The sequence below is a fragment of the Ochrobactrum sp. SSR genome (genome assembly GCF_030067775.1).
Classification (GTDB): domain Bacteria; phylum Pseudomonadota; class Alphaproteobacteria; order Rhizobiales; family Rhizobiaceae; genus Brucella; species Brucella teleogrylli.
The window spans coordinates 1516315-1535999 of record NZ_CP125969.1 but is presented as its reverse complement, the minus strand read 5'-3'; the positions used below and the strand labels follow the sequence as shown (position 1 = coordinate 1535999).

Here is a 19685-nt window from a genome sequence, read left to right as displayed (position 1 = left end):
AGAGCTGCCTGCAGCCCAAAGCGAGCAGTTTATAGCGGGTACATATAATGCTTCGAGAGCTGAACAATAATTGACATAAAGATATGTTTATGTCATTAAGCGACCTCCTGCGATTGTGCATATCAGAATACAGGCGGTACTCTTATGGCGTCTTCCCTCGACGATCTTTTCGGTGCAACGGCGGCTCAGCCCGATGGTTCGGAGGTGCTGGCCGCGCTGACCAAAGCGGCGCGCGAGCGTATTCTGATCCTCGACGGGGCGATGGGAACGCAGATTCAAGGGCTTGGCTTCCATGAAGAGCATTTCCGCGGTGAGCGTTTCGGGGCCTGTGATTGTCAGCTTCAGGGCAATAATGACCTTCTGACGCTGACGCAGCCAAAGGCCATTGAGGAAATCCACTACGCCTACGCCATTGCGGGCGCGGATATTCTCGAAACCAATACATTCTCCTCCACGACGATTGCCCAGGCCGATTACGGCATGGAAGAGCAGGTCTATGAGCTGAACCGCGACGGTGCGCGCCTTGCGCGTCGCGCTGCCTTGCGCGCCGAGCAGAAGGACGGTCGCCGCCGTTTCGTCGCGGGCGCTCTTGGACCGACAAACCGCACTGCATCGCTGTCGCCGGATGTCAATAATCCCGGCTTCCGCGCCGTCACCTTCGACGATCTGCGTGTTGCCTATGCCGAGCAGATCCGGGGGCTGATCGACGGCGGTTCCGACATCATCCTGATTGAAACCATCTTCGACACGCTGAATGCGAAGGCCGCCGTCTTCGCTTCGGAGCAAGTGTTCGAAGAGAAGGGCATTTTCCTGCCGGTGATGATTTCCGGCACGATCACCGATCTTTCCGGCCGCACCCTGTCCGGCCAGACGCCAACGGCATTCTGGCATTCGCTGCGTCACGCCAAGCCGTTCACCATCGGCCTCAACTGCGCACTCGGCGCCAATGCCATGCGCGCGCATCTGGACGAATTGTCGAATATCGCCGATACGTTCATCTGCGCCTATCCGAATGCCGGTCTGCCGAACGAGTTCGGCCAGTATGACGAAACGCCGGAGGCGATGGCTGCCCAGATCGAGGGCTTTGCCCGCGACGGCATGGTCAATGTGGTTGGCGGTTGCTGCGGCTCCACGCCGGACCATATCCGCGCCATTGCCGAGGCTGTTGCAAAGCACCCGCCGCGCAAACCTGCCAAGGTTGCCCCACTGATGCGCCTTTCGGGCCTTGAGCCGTTCACGCTGACCGAGGACATTCCCTTCGTCAATGTCGGGGAACGCACCAACGTGACGGGTTCCGCCCGGTTCCGCAAGCTGATCAAGGCCGGTGACTTTGCCGCCGCCCTTGATGTGGCGCGCGATCAGGTCGCCAATGGCGCGCAGATCATCGACATCAACATGGATGAGGGCCTGATCGACTCCGAAAAGGCGATGGTCGAATTTCTCAATCTGATCGCCGCCGAGCCGGATATCGCCCGCGTGCCGATCATGATCGACAGCTCCAAATGGGAAGTGATTGAGGCTGGCCTGAAATGCGTTCAGGGCAAGCCGGTGGTCAACTCCATTTCGATGAAGGAAGGTGAGGAAGCCTTCATTCATCACGCAAAGCTCGTCCGTGCTTATGGTGCGGCGGTCGTGGTCATGGCGTTCGACGAAACCGGACAGGCCGATACCGAAGCGCGCAAGATCGAAATCTGCAGTCGGGCCTACAAGATTCTGACCGAGCAGGTTGGTTTTCCGCCGGAAGACATCATTTTCGACCCGAACATCTTCGCGGTGGCGACCGGCATCGAGGAACACAATAATTACGGCGTCGATTTCATCGAAGCGACCCGGAAAATCATGGCGACCCTGCCGCATGTCCATGTGTCGGGCGGCGTGTCGAACCTGTCCTTCTCGTTCCGCGGCAATGAGCCGGTGCGTGAGGCGATGCATGCCGTGTTCCTCTACCACGCCATTCAGGCGGGCATGGATATGGGTATCGTCAATGCTGGTCAGCTGGCGGTCTACGATGCCATTGATCCGGAGCTGCGCGAGGCCTGCGAAGACGTGGTGCTGAACCGCCGCTCCGACGCGACCGAACGCCTGCTGGAGATTGCCGAACGTTTCCGCGATTCAGGCTCGAAGGAAGCCAAGGCGCAAGATCTGGCCTGGCGCGAATGGCCGGTGGCAAAGCGTCTCGAACATGCGCTGGTCAACGGCATTACCGAATATATCGAAGCCGATACGGAAGAAGCGCGTCAGGCTGCCGAACGGCCGCTGCACGTCATCGAAGGCCCGCTGATGGCCGGTATGAATGTGGTTGGCGATCTGTTCGGCGCGGGTAAGATGTTTCTGCCGCAGGTGGTGAAATCCGCCCGCGTAATGAAACAGGCTGTGGCCGTCCTCCTGCCTTACATGGAAGAGGAAAAGCGCCGCAATGCCGAAAATGGCATTGAGGGCGGCGAGCGTCAGAGCGCCGGCAAGGTGCTGATGGCGACCGTGAAGGGTGACGTGCACGATATCGGGAAGAATATCGTCGGCGTCGTGCTGGCCTGCAATAATTACGAGATTATCGATCTCGGCGTCATGGTGCCTTCGCAGAAGATTTTGCAGGTGGCGCGTGAAGAGAAGGTCGATGTCATCGGCCTTTCCGGCCTCATCACGCCATCGCTCGATGAAATGGCACATGTGGCCGCGGAAATGGAACGCGAAGGTTTCGACATTCCGCTTTTGATCGGCGGGGCGACCACGAGCCGCGTCCATACGGCGGTGAAAATTCATCCGCGTTACGAGCGCGGCCAGACGGTCTATGTGATCGATGCCAGCCGCGCGGTCGGCGTCGTATCCAGCCTGCTGTCGCCGGAAGCCAAGGGCAATTATGTCGATGGCATCCGCGAGGAATATGCCAAGGTTGCAGCCGCCCATGCGCGTAGCGAAGCGGAAAAGCAGCGCCTGCCGCTTGCCCGCGCCCGCGCCAATGCGCACAAGCTCGACTGGGACGCATTTGCACCGGTGAAGCCAAGCTTTACCGGCACGAAGACATTCGACGATTACGATCTGGCCGAAATTGCGCGCTATATCGACTGGACGCCATTCTTCCAGACCTGGGAGCTGAAAGGGCGCTATCCGGCAATCCTTGAGGACGAAAAGCAGGGCGAGGCCGCGCGCCAGCTCTGGTCTGATGCGCAGGCTATGCTGACGAAGATCATCGACGAAAAATGGTTCACGCCGAAAGCCGTGGTTGGTTTCTGGCCCGCCAATGCGGTCGGCGACGATATCCGGCTGTTCACCGACGAGAGCCGGAAAGAGGAGCTGGCCACCTTCTTCACGCTGCGTCAGCAGCTTGGTAAGCGCGATGGCCGCCCGAATGTCGCCATGTCCGACTTCGTGGCGCCCGTCGAGAGCGGAAAGCAGGATTATGTCGGCGGCTTCGTCGTCACGGCGGGCATCGGCGAAGTGGCGATTGCCGAGCGTTTCGAGCGGGCCAATGACGACTATTCCGCTATTCTTGTGAAGGCGCTGGCCGACCGTTTTGCCGAAGCCTTTGCGGAACTGATGCATGAGCGCGTGCGCAAGGAATTCTGGGCCTATGCGACCGAAGAAACCTATACGCCGGAAGAACTGATCGGCGAACCTTACAAGGGCATCCGCCCGGCTCCGGGTTACCCGTCACAACCCGACCACACCGAAAAGACCACCCTGTTCCGTCTGCTCGATGCAACGGCGGAGACGGGTGTGGAACTGACCGAAAGCTATGCCATGTGGCCGGGCTCGTCGGTTTCGGGCCTCTATATCGGCCACCCGGAAAGCTATTATTTCGGTGTCGCCAAGGTGGAGCGCGATCAGGTCGAGGATTATGCAAACCGCAAGGATATGAGCGTCGGGGAGGTGGAGCGCTGGCTCGCGCCGATTCTCAATTACACCCCCGGCAATGTTACGGACGAAGCGGCATAGCCGACGCAGCTGTCACAACCTCAAGAAGAAGGGCCTCGCACGTTGCGAGGCTTTTTTTGTTTGCAATATTTCTTATCCCACGATGGCATAACTGTTTAAAAACAGAGGTTTTGCGAAATTCACGCTGCTTTTTGGAAGCAATCCTTCTGGAGAGAGTTACAGGAAAATGCTATTTAAGGCTGTGCGTTCGAAATTTTGTGAGCGTTAAAGTTGTATTGTGCGAAGTTATTGAAAACAAAATATTAGGATGGCAGCAATGAAATGGGAATTGTTATGCGATGCCATGCAGTCCGCCGGTAATGCGGACAAATTGTTTGAATATGTAAAAAAAATATGCCCGCGAAATCGGCTTTGATCATGTTTCTTATGTCATGTCGGTTCCGTCCTTGAATGGGGCGGTCAAATGGGTGCGTTACGAAGATATGCCGAAAGGCTGGACTGCACTCTATGCCAGCAAAAAATATGTTGAGATCGATCCCCTTGTCCGGCTCGGCCTGCACAGCATCGACCCGCTGGTCTGGTCGCCGAAGCTTTTTGCCGAAACGCCGCAATTATGGGCTGATCTGCAAGCGTTTGGCTTGAAGGTCGGTATTTCACAACCATGCTGGGCGGCACAGGGCGTGTTTGGAATGTTGACATTCCTGCGCAGCGGCCAGCCGCTGACTGCAGCCGAAGTCACAGCCCTGCGGCGTCAATTGCAGTTGGTGACCAATCTCCTGCATCTGTCGATGTTCGAACTGGTCAATGTGCCGCGGCTGAATTGCGCCAGTGAAGTCTGTCTGACGGCACGGGAGCGTGAAATCCTGCGTTGGACGAGTGAAGGAAAAACCGCCGAAATTATCGGGGCAATCCTCAATATTTCGACCCGTACCGTCAATTTTCATATCAGCAATGTACTGACGAAGCTTGTTGCAGTGAACAAGGTTCAGGCAGTCGCCAAGGCGCGTACCTTCGGCCTGCTCTGATCCACTCTAAGCCCCACGGCGGTTTGGCCCCTTGGGTGCTTTCAAAAATCTCCCTCCAAAAACCGTTCCATCCTTATCGCGCGCGGCAGAAGATGCCCGACGGTGGCCGCTCTTTTTGAGCAAGAATTTGCCCGGCGTGAACGCTCCAAAACTGCTAAATATCACAATTTTAGTAGGATTTTCCGACATTTACGCCAAATTTCACTTTTTGTCGGCGGCGCAAGTTTGTTCCGGCCTTGTGCGAAAGACTGCAAGTTTTTGGCGCAGGCAATCGCTAATACGCGAAAGCATTCTTTCACTTTTCGGCTTCTTTTCACGACAATGCGCGCAACTTAGCCAGGGTGCCGATTTCGCTCCGTCAGAACCGTAATCCTGCTTTCTCGTCTCTATCCGGTTTCCGGGAGTTAATGTCGTGCATCATGCATCCCTGACCAAGAATTTGACGCATCTGCAACGTCTCGAAGCAGAAGCGATCCATATCTTTCGCGAAGTCGCAGCAACCTTCTCCAATCCGGTGATGCTCTATTCGGTGGGCAAGGATTCGTCGGTCATGATGCATCTGGCGATGAAGGCGTTTTATCCCGCACCACCGCCCTTTCCCTTTCTCCATGTCGATACGACCTGGAAATTCCGCGAGATGATCGAATTCCGCGACGCACAGGCGCGCGAAAAGGGTTTCGAGCTGCTGGTACATATCAATGAGGATGGCGTGCGCGAGGGCGTCGGCCCATTCACCCATGGTTCGAATGTCCATACCCATGTCATGAAAACGGTCGGTCTGCGGCAGGCGCTCGACAAGTACAAGTTCGATGCGGCTTTTGGCGGCGCGCGTCGCGATGAGGAAAAATCCCGCGCCAAGGAGCGCATTTTCTCATTCCGCAATGCGCAGCATGGCTGGGATCCGAAGAACCAGCGGCCTGAAATGTGGAAGATTTACAATACGCGCGTTGCGGCTGGTGAGTCGATCCGCGTCTTCCCGCTCTCCAACTGGACCGAGCTCGATATCTGGCAATATATTCTGCAGGAAAACATCCCCATCGTGCCGCTCTATTTCGCCGCCCGCCGTCCGGTGGTGGAGCGCGACGGCATGCTGATCATGGTCGATGACGACCGCATGAAGCTGCGCGATGGTGAAAAGGTGGAAGAGCGGCTGGTGCGTTTCCGCACGCTTGGCTGCTATCCCCTGACCGGGGCGATTGAATCCAGCGCCTCCAGCCTTTCGGATATTGTCGAGGAAATGCTGATCGCCCGCACGTCGGAACGTCAGGGCCGTGCCATCGACCGCGATGAAGCCGGTTCCATGGAAAAGAAAAAGCGCGAGGGCTATTTCTGATGAATGCCGGGTTGAAGCCTTCCGTCACCAGCGCAGCGGTGACCGAGTTTCTGGCCGATCAGGAGCGCAAGACGCTCTTGCGGTTTCTCACCTGCGGCTCCGTTGATGACGGTAAATCGACGCTGATCGGGCGTCTGCTCTATGACACCAAGCTGATCTTCGAAGACCAGCTTGCAGCGCTTAAGAACGACAGCCGCAAATTCGGCACGACAGATGACGATTTCGACTTCGCGCTTCTGGTTGACGGTCTGGAGGCCGAGCGCGAACAGGGCATCACCATCGATGTCGCCTATCGGTTCTTTTCCACGCCGCGCCGCAAGTTCATCGTCGCCGATACGCCGGGCCATGCGCAATATACGCGCAATATGGCGACGGGCGCTTCGACCGCCGATCTGGCAGTGGTGCTGATCGATGCCCGGCAGGGCGTGCTGACGCAAACGCGCCGCCATTCCTTCATTGCCTCGGCGCTCGGCATTCGCAATATCGTGCTTGCGGTCAACAAGATCGACCTTGTCGATTTCTCGCAAGAGGCCTTCGACCGCATCGTTGCCGATTATATGAGCTTCGCCAAAGATCTCGGTTTTGCCAGTATCCAGCCGATCCCGCTTTCGGCCCGCTATGGCGACAATGTCACCAGCCTGTCGCCGCGTATCGACTGGTATGATGGCCCGCATCTGCTCGAACATCTGGAGACCGTACGCATCGATACGGAAGCGGCAGCCAGGCCATTCCGCTTTCCGGTGCAATATGTGAACCGGCCCAATCTCGATTTTCGCGGTTTTTCCGGCACGGTCGCCTCCGGTTCGATTGCGGCAGGCGACACGGTCGTCGTAGCTAAATCCGGCAAGCAGTCGCGGGTAAAGCGCATCGCGACCTATGATGGCGATCTGCCCCGCGCCTCGGAAGGACAGGCCGTCACACTGGTGCTGGAAGACGAGATCGAAGTTTCACGCGGCAATATGCTGGTCGGCGCGGAAGCACGGCCGGAAGTGGCGGATCGTTTCGCAGCCAATATCGTCTGGTTCGGCGAGGACGCCTTGCAGCCCGGACGGTCCTATCTCCTGCGCACCGAAACCGACCAGACGCCGGTGACGGTCAGCGAGATCAAATATCGGACCGATGTGAACACATTCGCCCGTGAGGATGCGGCCCATCTGGACCTCAACGAGATCGGCTTGTGCCACCTCCAGACGGCCGACCCGATTGTGTTCGACGCTTACGCCGAGAACCGCGTTACCGGCGCTTTCGTGCTGATCGACCGGGTGTCCAACGCGACAGTTGGTGCCGGAATGATCGACAGTGCGTTGCGTCAGGCGACCAATGTGCATTTGCAGGCTCTCGACCTCGACGGAAAGACACGGGCCGCGCAGAAATTCCAGAAGCCAGCAGTGCTGTGGTTCACCGGCCTTTCGGGGTCGGGCAAGTCCACCATCGCCAACCGGCTGGAACAGCGCCTGCATGCGCTGGGCAAGCACACTTATCTTCTCGATGGCGACAATGTCCGCCACGGCCTCAACAGCGATCTTGGTTTCTCCGATGCGGATCGGGCGGAAAACATCCGTCGCGTCGGTGAAGTGGCGCGGCTGATGGCCGATGCCGGGTTGATCACGCTGGTTTCGTTCATTTCCCCGTTCCGCTCGGAGCGCGATACGGTTCGCGCGCGGCTGCCGGAAGGGGAGTTCATTGAAATCTTCGTCGATACGCCGATTGAGGAATGCATTGCGCGTGACCCAAAGGGTCTTTATGCGCAGGCGCTGCGTGGCGAAATCAAGTCCTTCACGGGCATCGATTCGCCTTATGAAGCGCCAGCCTCGCCGGAACTGCGCCTCGATACGACGGGGCGCAATGTTGACGAACTGGTCGCGGAAGTAGAAAAGTATCTGGCCGAGCGTGGTATCATCGGCAGTTATGGTAGCGATTCCTGGTCGATCTGAGCGATGAACATTCCAGCCTCTCCCAAAGCAGACCCGAATGGCGCAGCCTTGCTCGCCGTTTTTGAACAAGCAGCGCTTGAGGCTGGCCGGGTCATCATGAAGCATTATGTCGATGGCTGCGCCGTCGAACATAAAAAGGATGAATCGCCCGTCACGGAAGCAGACCGCGCCGCCGAGGCGATCATCCTTGCCGCACTTTCGTCGGTCGCGCCCGATATTCCGGTCGTGGCCGAGGAGGAGGTTTCCGCGGGCCGCCTTCCATCCCATTTCGGACGGCGCTTTCTGCTGGTCGATCCTCTGGATGGCACGCGGGAGTTTCTGCTGCGCAACGGCGATTTCACAGTCAATATCGGCCTGATCGAAGATGGCGTGCCGGTCACGGGCATCGTCTATGCCCCGGCGCGCAATCTGCTTTTTACCGGCACGGGCAACCGCGCCGAGGAAGCGGAAACCACTGCGGATCACAAGATTGCCCGCCGGCGTGCAATCCGAGCGCGGGAAGGTGCCGCGGAACGCATTGCCGTGTGCAGCCGTTCGCACAACACGCCCGAAACCCAGCGCTTTTTGCAGGCAAATCAGATTTCCGGCCATGTTTCGGTCGGTTCGTCGTTGAAGTTCTGTCTGATCGCGCGCGGTGAGGCGGATATCTATCCGCGCTTTGCCCCGACCATGGAATGGGACACGGCGGCTGGCGACGCTGTGCTGCGTGCCGCCGGCGGCATGACCGCCACCCTTGACGGCAAGCCGTTCGCTTATGGCCAGCGCGCCGGACAGGGCGTGAAGGGCTTCGCCAACCCGCATTTCGTCGCCTATGGCGCGGGCTTTACGCCCGTCTTTCCGGCGGAAGTGCTCTGATCCTGTGACATTTATGAGCAGGTTTGAGTGTGGCGGCAAAAAAACTGCGTCATGCACTTGCGGCATCAAAAATGCAGCGTTATAAGCCGCCTCAACGGTTGCGCCACTGGCTGCGACCGACTGGTTCGGAGTGTAGCGCAGCCTGGTAGCGCACCTCGTTCGGGACGAGGGGGTCGGAGGTTCGAATCCTCTCACTCCGACCATTCAGATGCTGGAAGCTGTTCCCGATTTTTCCAGAAACTCTTCCCTTCGCACATATTTTTCTATTGATGGCGACCGAAAACCGACATGCGCATGAATTCGCCGTCATATTCGGCAAGCGCCACCAGACGCGCGCGATCCAGAATCTCGACCCGGTTGGAACGGAACAGCACAAGCCCTTCCTCGCGCAGATCCCGCAACATGCGATTGAGGTGGATCGGCGTCAGGCCAAGCGCATCGGCCAGCTGATATTGCGTCAGCGGACAATAATAGGAATCGGGATCATCGACGCAGCTGGCCTTGACCCGGTCAGACAGTTCCAGGAGCAGATGCGCGGTGCGGACATAGGCGCTGCGGCGTCCGACATTGGTGAGATGCTCGATCAGCATGGCGCGCTGTCGTGACAAAAGCTCAATGAAGATCATCGCCAGACGCGGCACGCGCCGAATGGCGCTTTCAAGCGAAGCCACTGGAATTTCAATGACTTTCATCGGCGTAATGGCCGATATTGTATTGTAGCTATAGCCGTCGGCGGTGCGAAGGCCGATGAAATCGCACCGCATCGGAAAGTCGATGATCTGCCTTTGCCCGCCGGACAGGTCGCGATAGACACAGCCCCAGCCGGACACGACCATATGCACGTTTCTGACGCGCTCGCCCTGTTCGATGATGATGGTATCGGTGGTAAAACTGTTCTCGGTGACGACAAGCGAAGCCAAAGCACCAATGGCATGTGCGTCGAGGTCCGCCAGAATCGGCGAAGATTCCAACAAGTCGATCAGCGCCCCCACGGAAGGTGCCGCGATGCCTCTACCACTATGCATAACACTTCCGCACTAAACGAAAGATATAGTTTTATATCTTCCTATTGTTTAAGTCGCTCTTACGGACAAGATAAATTTTCGTACTTGCTAACATAAATTAATGACACGATTGCTGCGAGGTAGCAATATTGGGCCATTGGATGGGGGAATTTCGTTAATATAAGTCATAAGCATAATTTAAATACCGAACCTGTGACGGCGGGAACGGCGGATCACTGTGTAGGAGTAAGTAACCTTCGTGCCGGGGAGACGCGCCGATGTTGGATGCAAGGGGTGCCAGCCTGTGGGCTGTACCGGAAGATAGAGATAATGGAGCGGTCGGTGTCGGCGTTCTGCCGAACAGTGATCGCCATCTGCTGCTTGTGTGCAAGAGCAATCTGGAGCGGGAGTGCCTTTTCAACGGGCTCCTGATGAATGGGCTGAAAATGCCGGTGACGTGCTATGCGTCCATCGAGCAGGCAAAGCTTTTCAGCGGAAGCGCCGTCATTCTGCTGCATATCGGGGCCAAGCGGCTTGCCGATCCGTTCTTTTCCGAAGAAATTCGATCTCTCGTGGAGATGTGGGCGCCATCGCCGATTGTGCTTCTCGCCGAGCGGGAGGAATGGGCGCAGGTCGTGCGGGCCATGGAAATTGGCGCGAGGGGGTATATTCCAACCTCCGTCGATGTCAGGGTCTGCGTCGAGGCGATCCATCTGGCGAGCGCGGGCGGCATGTATATTCCAGCCTCCATGGCTGTCAAAGCGCCGCCGCCCGATATTGACGAGGATGCGCTGGGCGAATTGCTGACGGCGCGCGAAATCGAGGTGGTTCATGCGATTCGTATCGGTCGCTCCAACAAGGTGATCGCTTTCGAACTCGGCATGAGCGAAGGCACCGTGAAAGCGCATGTTCATAACATCATGCGCAAGATCGGCGCCGCCAACCGGACCGAAGTGGCCTGCAAGCTGCACAATATGTACAATAACGGCCTGGGAGACGATTGAGCGGTTTCAGACGTCCAGCATATGTGCAAGGCGGTTGCTTTCTCTTCGAAAACAGAGACATTACAGGCTCGCAATTCTAACAAACTCAGCGCGGGCAAAAAATGCAGCTTACCCCTCGTCACAATGCAATTCTGGAACTCGCCCGCCGACAGGGGCAGGTTCTGGTGGACGATCTGGCCGCGGCTTTTGACGTGACGCCGCAGACCGTGCGCAAGGATCTCAACGATCTGTGTCGCGCACGGCTGCTGCGCCGCATCCATGGCGGCGCGCTCTATCCGTCCGGCGTGGAAAATATGGAATATGAGGCGCGCCGCCGGATCGCCGCCCGCGAGAAGGAATCGATCGGCAAGGCCGCAGCCGATATCATTCCGGATGGCGCATCGCTGTTCATCAATATCGGCACTACGACCGAAGCGGTCAGCCATGCCCTGATCGATCACAGCGAGCTGATGGTCATCACCAACAATATCAACGTGGCCAACACGCTGCGCGTGCACACCTCTATCGAAGTGGTCATCGCCGGCGGCGTGGTCCGCTCGTCCGACGGCGGTATTGTGGGCGAGGCGGCGGTCGATTTCATCCGCCAGTTCAAGGTCGATTACGCCATCATCGGTGCGTCGGCGATGGATGAGGACGGCGCGCTGCTCGACTTCGATTTCCGCGAAGTGAAAGTCGCACAAGCGATTATCGCCAATGCGCGCCACGTCATTCTGGTGTCCGATTCCACCAAGCTGGAACGCACCGCACCGGTGCGCATCGGCCATATTTCGCAGATCAATACCTTCATCACCGACCGTTGCACCTCGCAGCAGCTGCGCGATCTTTGTTCAGAACATGAGGTTGAGCTGATCGAAACGCTCCCCGTCTGATCCAAAAGCCGCCATGCCGGGCTGCAAATGGCAATTTCTGCGCTTCCGGTGCTCACGTACAAAAAAGTACGCTGCGCTCCGGTTCTCGAAATCACCATTTTCGCCACGGCCTGCCGTTTTTTGATCAGACAGTCAGCGAGAGAAGTCAAAGCGCGGCGGTTTCGTTTATTTTCGCTTTGCTTTCATATTAAATAGTTTTATATTCGCTTTGGTGTTTCTGAGGCGCGTGCTGTCACGCGCCTTAAAATGAATGTTCGAGCGTCTGTCTGCTGCAAGCGCTCTGAAACCGCTTTTAAGGTTTGCCATGGCGCAGGAAGACATATTCGACATTTTCGTTATTGGTGGCGGCATCAATGGATGCGGCATTGCGCGTGATGCGGTCGGGCGCGGCTTTTCCGTCTTCCTGGCGGAAATGAACGATCTGGCGAGCGGCACCTCATCCCGTGCCACCAAGCTGATCCATGGCGGCCTGCGTTACCTGGAGCATTACGAGTTTCGTCTGGTGCGAGAGGCGCTGATGGAACGCGAGGTGCTGTGGGCGAATGCGCCTCATATCATCCATCCGATGCGCTTTGTGCTGCCCTATCACAAGGGCGGCGTGCGGCCCGCGTGGTTGTTGCGGCTGGGCCTGTTCCTCTACGATCATCTGGGCGGGCGCAAGAAACTTCCGGCGACACGCACATTGAATATGCGCACCGACGCCGCCGCCAAACCGCTGAAGCCGCTTTTCACCAAGGCATTTGAATATTCCGACTGCTGGGTCGATGATGCCCGTTTCGTGGCACTGACTGCGCGCGATGCTTCCGACCGTGGCGCGTCGATCCGTACGCGGACCAGAGTTGTGGCGGCGCGCCGCGACAGCCAAGGCTGGACGGTGACAGTCGAGGACACGGAGACCGGGCGTCGCGAAGAAATTCGCGCCCGCCTGCTGGTCAATGCCGCCGGTCCTTGGGCCGACAAGGTTTTGCAGGGCGTCGAAGGCGACAGGCAATTGCACAATGTTCGTCTGGTGCAGGGCAGCCATATCGTGGTGCGCAAGAAATTTGCCGATCCGCGCTCCTATTTTTTCCAGAACAATGATGGGCGCATCATCTTTGCAATCCCGTATGAAGATGATTTTACCCTGATTGGCACCACCGATCAGGATTACAAGGGTGACCCCGCCAAGGTAGCGATCACCGAGGCTGAAACCGACTATCTCTGCGCGGCGGCAAGCGAATATTTCGCCGAGCCTGTGCGGCGCGAAGATGTGGTCTGGACCTATTCCGGCGTGCGTCCGCTCTATGATGACGGCGCCAGCAAGGCGCAGGAAGCAACGCGCGACTATGTTCTGAAGGATGATGCGCCAGCCGGTCTTGCGCCGCTGATCAATGTATTTGGCGGCAAGCTGACGACGGCGCGCAAACTTGCCGAACACATGCTGGAAAAAATCGAGCATCATCTGGGCAAAAAGGGCGCGCCGTGGACCCATGCGGCAGCGCTGCCGGGCGGGGATTTTCAGGAAGTTGCTTTCGAAAGCGAGTTGCGGAAAATACAGTCGGCTTATCCATTTCTGTCGCCAGACCATGCGCGTCGCCTGTTCCGGCTCTACGGAACGCGCGTCCATCACCTGCTTGGCAAGGCCGCATCGCTTGCCGATCTTGGTCGCCATTTCGGCGCCGATCTCTATGAGGCGGAAGTCACCTATCTCATTGAAAATGAATGGGCTTGCACGGCAGAGGATATCCTTTGGCGGCGCACAAAACTCGGCCTTCGTCTGAATGCGGCAGAAGTAGAGGGACTGAATAATTACCTGCAAGACGAAGAAAAAATGCAATCCCGATTTGTTGCTGGCGCTTAATCGCAATCAAATGTTTGTAATTTTCAATTATTCTTTGACGTGATAGTTTACTAATGTACTTAAAGACTTTTATACTTGAAAATTTTAAAACAGTACTTTATGAATGCGGTGCGGATGCTGATCGTTTCCTCCCGATACCACTCGGACTGGTGTATTTTTGTCCGGGTGTCATCACTTAGATTGGTTCCGCACCGTTCATGCAATCGTCTCTCACGAGGCGCATACCCCTGACAATACATACCTCCCATCAGTTGACCTTGCGGCCCGGCGGCTATCTCCGCCGGGCCGTTTTCTCGTCGTTTCGATGATGCGCTTGCCAGTTGTGGGGGAAAAAGCCATTATTCATTGACGAGCATTCCGGCAAGACTGCGCAGCGGTCCTGCATTCGGGCATGTTCAAGACGAATTCAGCGGTTCCAGCCTTCCTGGGAGGAGAAAGATGGGTGCACCGCAAGAAAGGGTTCATGCGGACCGTATTCTGTCCGCAATCCACACCGGCGGGTCTGCCCGCTCGGCACTGGTGGCGTCGTGGCAGCGTTCTGCCGAACTGCACAAGCTCGATCCTGCCGCCCCCGGTGCGGTGCGCACACTTTCAGAAGGTGAATTCCGCACCGCGCACGAGCGGGTGGAGCGGCTGGTCAGCGTGGCGCAGGCCAGCATGGATCGCCTTTACCTGGCGGTCGGCGGTGTCGGCTGCTGCGTGCTTCTGGCCGATAGCGAAGGCGTGCCGGTCGAGCGGCGCGGGGCGGCCAGCGACGACGACACCTTCTATCGCTGGGGCCTCTGGACGGGCGCGGTATGGAGCGAGGAAAGCGAAGGCACAAACGGTATCGGCACCTGTATTGTCGAACAGCGCGCGCTGACCATTCACCGCGACCAGCACTTTCATTCGCGCAATGTCGGACTGTCCTGCACGGTGGCCCCGATCCACGATCATCAGGGTCGCCTCATGGCCGCGCTCGATGTTTCATCCTGCCGCTCCGATCTGACGGAAGCCTTTGCGCAGCTCATTTCGGTGGCGGTGATCGACGCGGCGCGCCGGATAGAGGCGGAAAATTTCCGGCAGGCTTTTCCAAAGGCGCGCATCATGCTTGCGCCCAGCGTGGACCGCAGCGGCGGCGCCTTGATCGCGGTCGATAAGGACGATCTGGTAATCGGCGCGACACGGGCTGCGCGTCTGGCGCTCGGCCTTGACGATGCGGCGCTGGCGGGCCCGCTGCCTGCTGCCGATATTCTCGGCTGGAATGCCGATCCGCGCGAGGATATGGCAGAGTCGGAACGCGGCGTCATCCTGCGGGCGCTGGCCCGCGCGGAAGGGAATATTTCCGCCGCCGCAGGGCTTCTGGGCATCAGCCGGGCGACGCTGCATCGCAAGCTGAACCGTCTCAAGATCATTCGCCCTCATTGAACTGCTGGCAAAATCATCTGACGCAACTGTCTCAATATTGCGACACATGATCTTGCGAGCATGGAATGGCGGGATGACTCTTCCCCGCTATCGCGCGATCCTCCCTGTTGAAGCGCTGTAGGAGCGGCGTTAACTCGGGAGGAAGTCATGAATAAGGTTGAATTCAGCCGGACGGTGAAGCCGGCTTTTGCCAAACGTTATGGCAATTTCATCGGCGGCAAATGGGTCGAACCCAAGTCGGGTCGCTATTTCGAAAATACCTCACCGGTCAATGGCCAGGTTCTGTGCGAAGTCGCGCGTTCCGACGCGGCGGATGTTGAAGCCGCGCTCGATGCCGCTCATGCCGCCAAGGAAGCATGGGGTCGCACAAGCGTTGCCGAACGCGCGCTGATCCTCAACCGCATTGCTGATCGCATCGAGGAAAACCTGCCTGCGCTCGCTGCCGCCGAAACATGGGACAACGGCAAGCCGATCCGCGAAACCACCGCTGCCGATCTTCCGCTGGCCGTCGATCACTTCCGCTATTTCGCCGGTGTCATTCGCGCGCAGGAAGGCGGCATTTCGGAAATCGACCACGACACGGTCGCCTACCACTTCCATGAACCGCTGGGCGTTGTCGGCCAGATCATTCCGTGGAACTTCCCGATCCTGATGGCGGTGTGGAAACTGGCCCCGGCGCTGGCCGCTGGCAATTGCGTGGTGCTTAAGCCCGCAGAACAGACCCCGGCCTCTATCCTCGTCCTGATGGAACTGATCGGCGATCTGCTGCCAGCAGGCGTGGTCAATGTGGTCAATGGTTTCGGTCTCGAAGCAGGCAAGCCGCTGGCATCCAGCCCGCGCATCGCCAAGATCGCTTTCACCGGCGAAACCACAACTGGCCGCCTCATCATGCAATATGCCAGCCAGAACCTCATCCCGGTCACGCTGGAACTTGGTGGCAAGTCGCCCAACATCTTCTTCAAGGACGTCGCAGCCGAAGATGACGACTTCCTCGACAAGGCCATCGAAGGTTTTGTCATGTTCGCGCTCAATCAGGGTGAAGTCTGCACCTGTCCGAGCCGTGCGCTGGTTCATGAATCGATCTACGACAAGTTCATGGAAAAGGCGCTGAAGCGTGTGGAAGCCATCGTGCAGGGCGATCCGCTCGACCCGGCAACGATGATCGGCGCGCAGGCATCGAGCGAGCAGCTTGAGAAGATCCTCAGCTATCTCGATATCGGTCGTCAGGAAGGTGCTGAAGTGCTGACCGGCGGTGAACGCAATGTCCTGCCGGGCGATCTGGCGGGCGGCTATTACGTCAAGCCGACCGTGTTCAAGGGCAACAACAAGATGCGCATCTTCCAGGAAGAAATTTTTGGACCGGTCGTGTCTGTTGCAACCTTCAAGGACGATGCGGAAGCGCTCTCGATTGCCAATGACACGCTCTATGGTCTGGGTGCCGGTATCTGGACCCGTGACGGTACACGCGCTTATCGCTTCGGTCGCGCCATTCAGGCGGGCCGCGTGTGGACCAACTGCTACCACGCCTATCCGGCCCATGCGGCCTTTGGCGGCTACAAGCAGTCGGGCATCGGTCGCGAAAACCACCTGAAGATGCTGGAGCATTATCAGAACACCAAGAACATGCTCGTCAGCTACAGCCCGAAAAAGCTAGGTTTCTTCTGAGGTCTGAATATCGCGCGTTGCAATGCGGAGAAGATGTCTCCGCATTGCGTCTAATCAAAGAGCATTCCCGTCTTCCATGTCAGTATTGCGTTGGAAGAACGGTATCAGTTCACCCTCCCAAGGGGACTGTCGAAGGGGCCTGGGCGAAAATGCCCGGGCGACCCTTTCGGCCCATAAGTGTCACGCGGCTGGCTGGACGCGGCAACAGGGTGCACCATATTTCCGACTACATTTCTTCCGTCCCGTCTCGGGGAACAGCTTGAAAGAAACTCAATTCGATAACGAAGGAGAGACTTTATGGCCAAGACAATGAAAGCGGCAGTGGTACGAGAATTTGGCAAGCCGTTGACAATCGACGAAGTGCCGATACCTGAGCCGGGACCGGGTCAGATTCAGGTTGCCATTCAGGCTTCCGGCGTCTGCCATACCGATCTTCATGCCGCCGAAGGCGACTGGCCGGTGAAGCCCAATCCACCATTTATCCCGGGTCATGAAGGCGTTGGTTTCGTGTCGGGCGTGGGGGCTGGCGTCAAGCACGTGAAGGAAGGCGACCGCGTTGGCGTTCCATGGCTTTACACGGCCTGCGGTCATTGCCGCCACTGTCTCGGCGGCTGGGAAACACTCTGCGAGGAACAGCTCAATACCGGCTATTCGGTCAATGGCGGCTTTGGGCAATATGTGGTGGCCGATCCGAATTTCGTCGGCCATTTGCCAAAAAATATCGATTTCAACGAGATCGCCCCGGTGCTTTGTGCTGGTGTCACCGTCTATAAGGGCCTCAAGGTGACCGACACCAAACCGGGCGACTGGGTGGTGATTTCCGGTGTCGGCGGTCTTGGCCATATGGCGGTGCAATATGCCAAGGCCATGGGGATGAATGTTGCGGCCGTCGATATCGACGACAAGAAACTCGACCTTGCCCGCAAGCTTGGTGCGACGGTGACGGTCAATGCCAAGACGAACAAGGACCCGGCAGCTTATATCAAGAAGGAAACCGATGGCGGCGCGCAAGGCGTACTGGTGACGGCAGTTTCGCCGATCGCCTTTGAACAGGCGCTCGGCATGGTGGCGCGCGGTGGCACGGTATCGCTGAACGGCCTGCCGCCGGGCGATTTTCCGCTGTCGATTTTCAACATGGTGCTGAACGGCGTCACCGTGCGCGGGTCCATCGTCGGCACTCGCCTTGATCTTCAGGAATCGCTCGACTTCGCCGCCGACGGCAAGGTCAAGGCAACCATCCGCACCGAGAAACTGGAAGATATCAACTCCATCTTCGATGACATGCGCAAGGGCAATATTGAAGGCCGTGTCGTGATGGATCTGACGCAATAAAGCGTGCAGGATAGGCTCTGTAAGTTCCGAGCGGGCGGACCTGTTTCGCCCGCTTGCATGCGAGGGAGGAGAAAATGTTGCAAGAAAACCCGCAAAGGGGCGAGCAGGACAACGGCAAGGGGCAAGTCAGCGCCACCCCCGACGCTCTCAAGCTTATTCGTGAATTGCAGGCTGAATATGGGCCGATCATGTTCCATCAGTCGGGCGGCTGCTGCGATGGTTCTTCGCCAATGTGCTATCCGCAGGGCGAATTCGTCATTGGCGATACGGATGTGAAGCTGGGCGAGATTGGTGGCGCGCCGGTCTATATCAGCGGCCCGCAATATGAAGTCTGGAAGCACACCGAACTCATCATCGATGTCGTACCGGGGCGCGGGGGCATGTTCTCGCTCGATAACGGGCGGGAGGTGCGTTTTCTCACGCGATCCCGCATATGTTCCGTTCCCTGAAAGCTTTGGCCTTTTCGTTATCCGGCGAACAAGCTATTTACATAGGCTCTTCGGGGAGGAAGTCGATTCTACATGGCCGCAACGGGTAAAAGAGCGACGATACACGATGTGGCGCGTCTGGCGGGCGTGTCGATCAAGACCGTTTCACGCGTTTATAACGACGAACCGAATGTGCGCGAGGCGATCCGCGAAAAGGTGCGCGAAGTGGGGCAGGAGCTGCGCTATCGGCCCAATGCGGCGGCACGCAATCTGGTGGAGCGCCGCTCGCATCTGATCGGCCTTTTCTTCGAAAATCCCAGTTCCAGCTATGTCGCCGAATTGCAGATGGGCGCGCTGGAACGCCTGCGCGGCACGCGCTATCGCCTGCTGATTTTTCCGGTCGAGAACCGCGCCGATATTCGCGGTGCACTGATAGAAACCGCCCATGCATCGGGCCTCGACGGCATCATCGTGACGCCGCCCATGTCGGACGATCCGGAAATTTTGCAGGAACTTTCCGCTTCGGCCATGCCCTTTGCGCGCGTGGCGGGCGATGTCAACGTACATCCAACCGACAGTATTTCAATCGATGACGAGGCCGCAGCCGTCGATTTGGTGAACTATCTTCTGAAACTCGGTCATCGGAAGATCGCCATCATCATCGGCGACCCGACCCACCGCTCCGCCGAATTGCGGCTTGCCGGATACCGGAAGGCGCTGGACGCGGCGGGGATCGAGCGCAATCCGGATTATGAGGCGCAGGGCGGGTTCAGTTTCGCCAGCGGTTTGGTCGCCGGAAAGAAGCTTCTGTCACTCGAAAATCGTCCAACGGCGATCTTCGCGTCCAATGATGATATGGCGGCAGCCGTGGTGCAGATGGCGCATGACCACAAACTGTCTGTTCCGGGCGATATTACCGTGGTCGGTTTCGACGACAGTTCGATTGCCAGCATGGTATCGCCGCAGATCACCACCGTGCGCCAGCCGATTTTCGAAATGGCGCGCGGGGCGGCGGATATGCTGTTGAACCATATCGAAAATGGCCAGATTTCGCCTGCCCGGAAGATCGATTACAAGCTGATCATTCGTCAGTCAGCCGGCAAGGCCCCCGTATAG

The 19685-nt window shown here is 57.8% G+C and carries 13 protein-coding genes, 1 tRNA gene and 1 pseudogene; 14 read left to right on the top strand and 1 reads right to left on the bottom strand.

The genetic code is table 11. The features are described 5' to 3' along the window. The first annotated feature begins 144 nt into the window (after positions 1-144). The 6 genes and pseudogenes from metH (at position 145) to QLQ11_RS07275 (ending at position 9223) form a co-directional block, all read left to right on the top strand. Positions 145-3933, top strand: coding sequence for a methionine synthase (gene metH / locus QLQ11_RS07300; RefSeq protein WP_109368206.1), 3789 nt, complete (start codon positions 145-147; stop codon positions 3931-3933). A 256-nt stretch (positions 3934-4189) separates the two neighbouring features. Continuing rightward, positions 4190-4898 (top strand): annotated as a pseudogene (locus QLQ11_RS07295) (LuxR family transcriptional regulator). Positions 4899-5310: 412 nt separating this feature from the next. Beyond that, positions 5311-6231, top strand: a complete 921-nt coding sequence (cysD, locus tag QLQ11_RS07290; RefSeq protein WP_109368207.1) for a sulfate adenylyltransferase subunit CysD — start codon at positions 5311-5313, stop codon at positions 6229-6231. After that, positions 6231-8165 (top strand): sulfate adenylyltransferase subunit CysN, encoded by a 1935-nt coding sequence (gene cysN, locus QLQ11_RS07285; protein WP_283736020.1) that lies wholly within the window; start codon positions 6231-6233, stop codon positions 8163-8165. The genes cysD and cysN overlap by 1 nt, the downstream gene beginning before the upstream one ends. Positions 8166-8168: 3 nt before the next feature. Continuing rightward, positions 8169-9020 carry a 3'(2'),5'-bisphosphate nucleotidase CysQ gene (cysQ, locus tag QLQ11_RS07280; RefSeq protein WP_109368209.1) on the top strand — a complete coding sequence of 284 codons (852 nt, stop codon included), beginning with the start codon at positions 8169-8171 and terminating at the stop codon, positions 9018-9020. A gap of 126 nt (positions 9021-9146) precedes the next feature. After that, a tRNA-Pro gene (locus tag QLQ11_RS07275) sits at positions 9147-9223 on the top strand. Between the two features lie 60 nt (positions 9224-9283). On the opposite strand, the gene QLQ11_RS07270 is transcribed toward QLQ11_RS07275, so the two are convergent. Beyond that, complete coding sequence (locus tag QLQ11_RS07270; RefSeq protein ID WP_109368210.1) at positions 9284-10045, bottom strand: Crp/Fnr family transcriptional regulator; 762 nt, start codon at positions 10043-10045, stop codon at positions 9284-9286. 257 nt (positions 10046-10302) lie between these two features. Here QLQ11_RS07270 and QLQ11_RS07265 point away from each other — a divergent pair, with 257 nt between their 5' ends. The 8 genes from QLQ11_RS07265 (at position 10303) to QLQ11_RS07230 (ending at position 19685) form a co-directional block, all read left to right on the top strand. Beyond that, positions 10303-11028, top strand: coding sequence for a response regulator transcription factor (locus tag QLQ11_RS07265; protein WP_109368211.1), 726 nt, complete (start codon positions 10303-10305; stop codon positions 11026-11028). Between the two features lie 101 nt (positions 11029-11129). Beyond that, positions 11130-11897 carry a DeoR/GlpR family DNA-binding transcription regulator gene (locus QLQ11_RS07260; protein WP_109368212.1) on the top strand — a complete coding sequence of 256 codons (768 nt, stop codon included), beginning with the start codon at positions 11130-11132 and terminating at the stop codon, positions 11895-11897. Positions 11898-12201: 304 nt separating this feature from the next. Next, positions 12202-13737, top strand: coding sequence for a glycerol-3-phosphate dehydrogenase (glpD, locus tag QLQ11_RS07255; protein WP_109370149.1), 1536 nt, complete (start codon positions 12202-12204; stop codon positions 13735-13737). A gap of 438 nt (positions 13738-14175) precedes the next feature. After that, entirely contained in the window at positions 14176-15144 is a 969-nt protein-coding gene (locus QLQ11_RS07250; protein ID WP_109368213.1) for a GAF domain-containing protein, read from the top strand. A 147-nt stretch (positions 15145-15291) separates the two neighbouring features. Further along, the gene (gene adh / locus QLQ11_RS07245) at positions 15292-16809 is read left to right on the top strand and encodes an aldehyde dehydrogenase (protein WP_109368214.1); all 1518 of its coding nucleotides are present in this window, start codon (positions 15292-15294) and stop codon (positions 16807-16809) included. A gap of 297 nt (positions 16810-17106) precedes the next feature. Beyond that, positions 17107-18141 (top strand): alcohol dehydrogenase AdhP, encoded by a 1035-nt coding sequence (gene adhP / locus QLQ11_RS07240; RefSeq protein ID WP_109368215.1) that lies wholly within the window; start codon positions 17107-17109, stop codon positions 18139-18141. A gap of 74 nt (positions 18142-18215) precedes the next feature. After that, positions 18216-18590: a DUF779 domain-containing protein gene (locus QLQ11_RS07235; protein WP_109368216.1), complete on the top strand. Its 375-nt coding sequence runs from the start codon at positions 18216-18218 to the stop codon at positions 18588-18590. A gap of 72 nt (positions 18591-18662) precedes the next feature. Continuing rightward, on the top strand, positions 18663-19685 hold the full coding sequence (locus tag QLQ11_RS07230; RefSeq protein WP_109368217.1) for a LacI family DNA-binding transcriptional regulator: 1023 nt from the start codon (positions 18663-18665) through the stop codon (positions 19683-19685).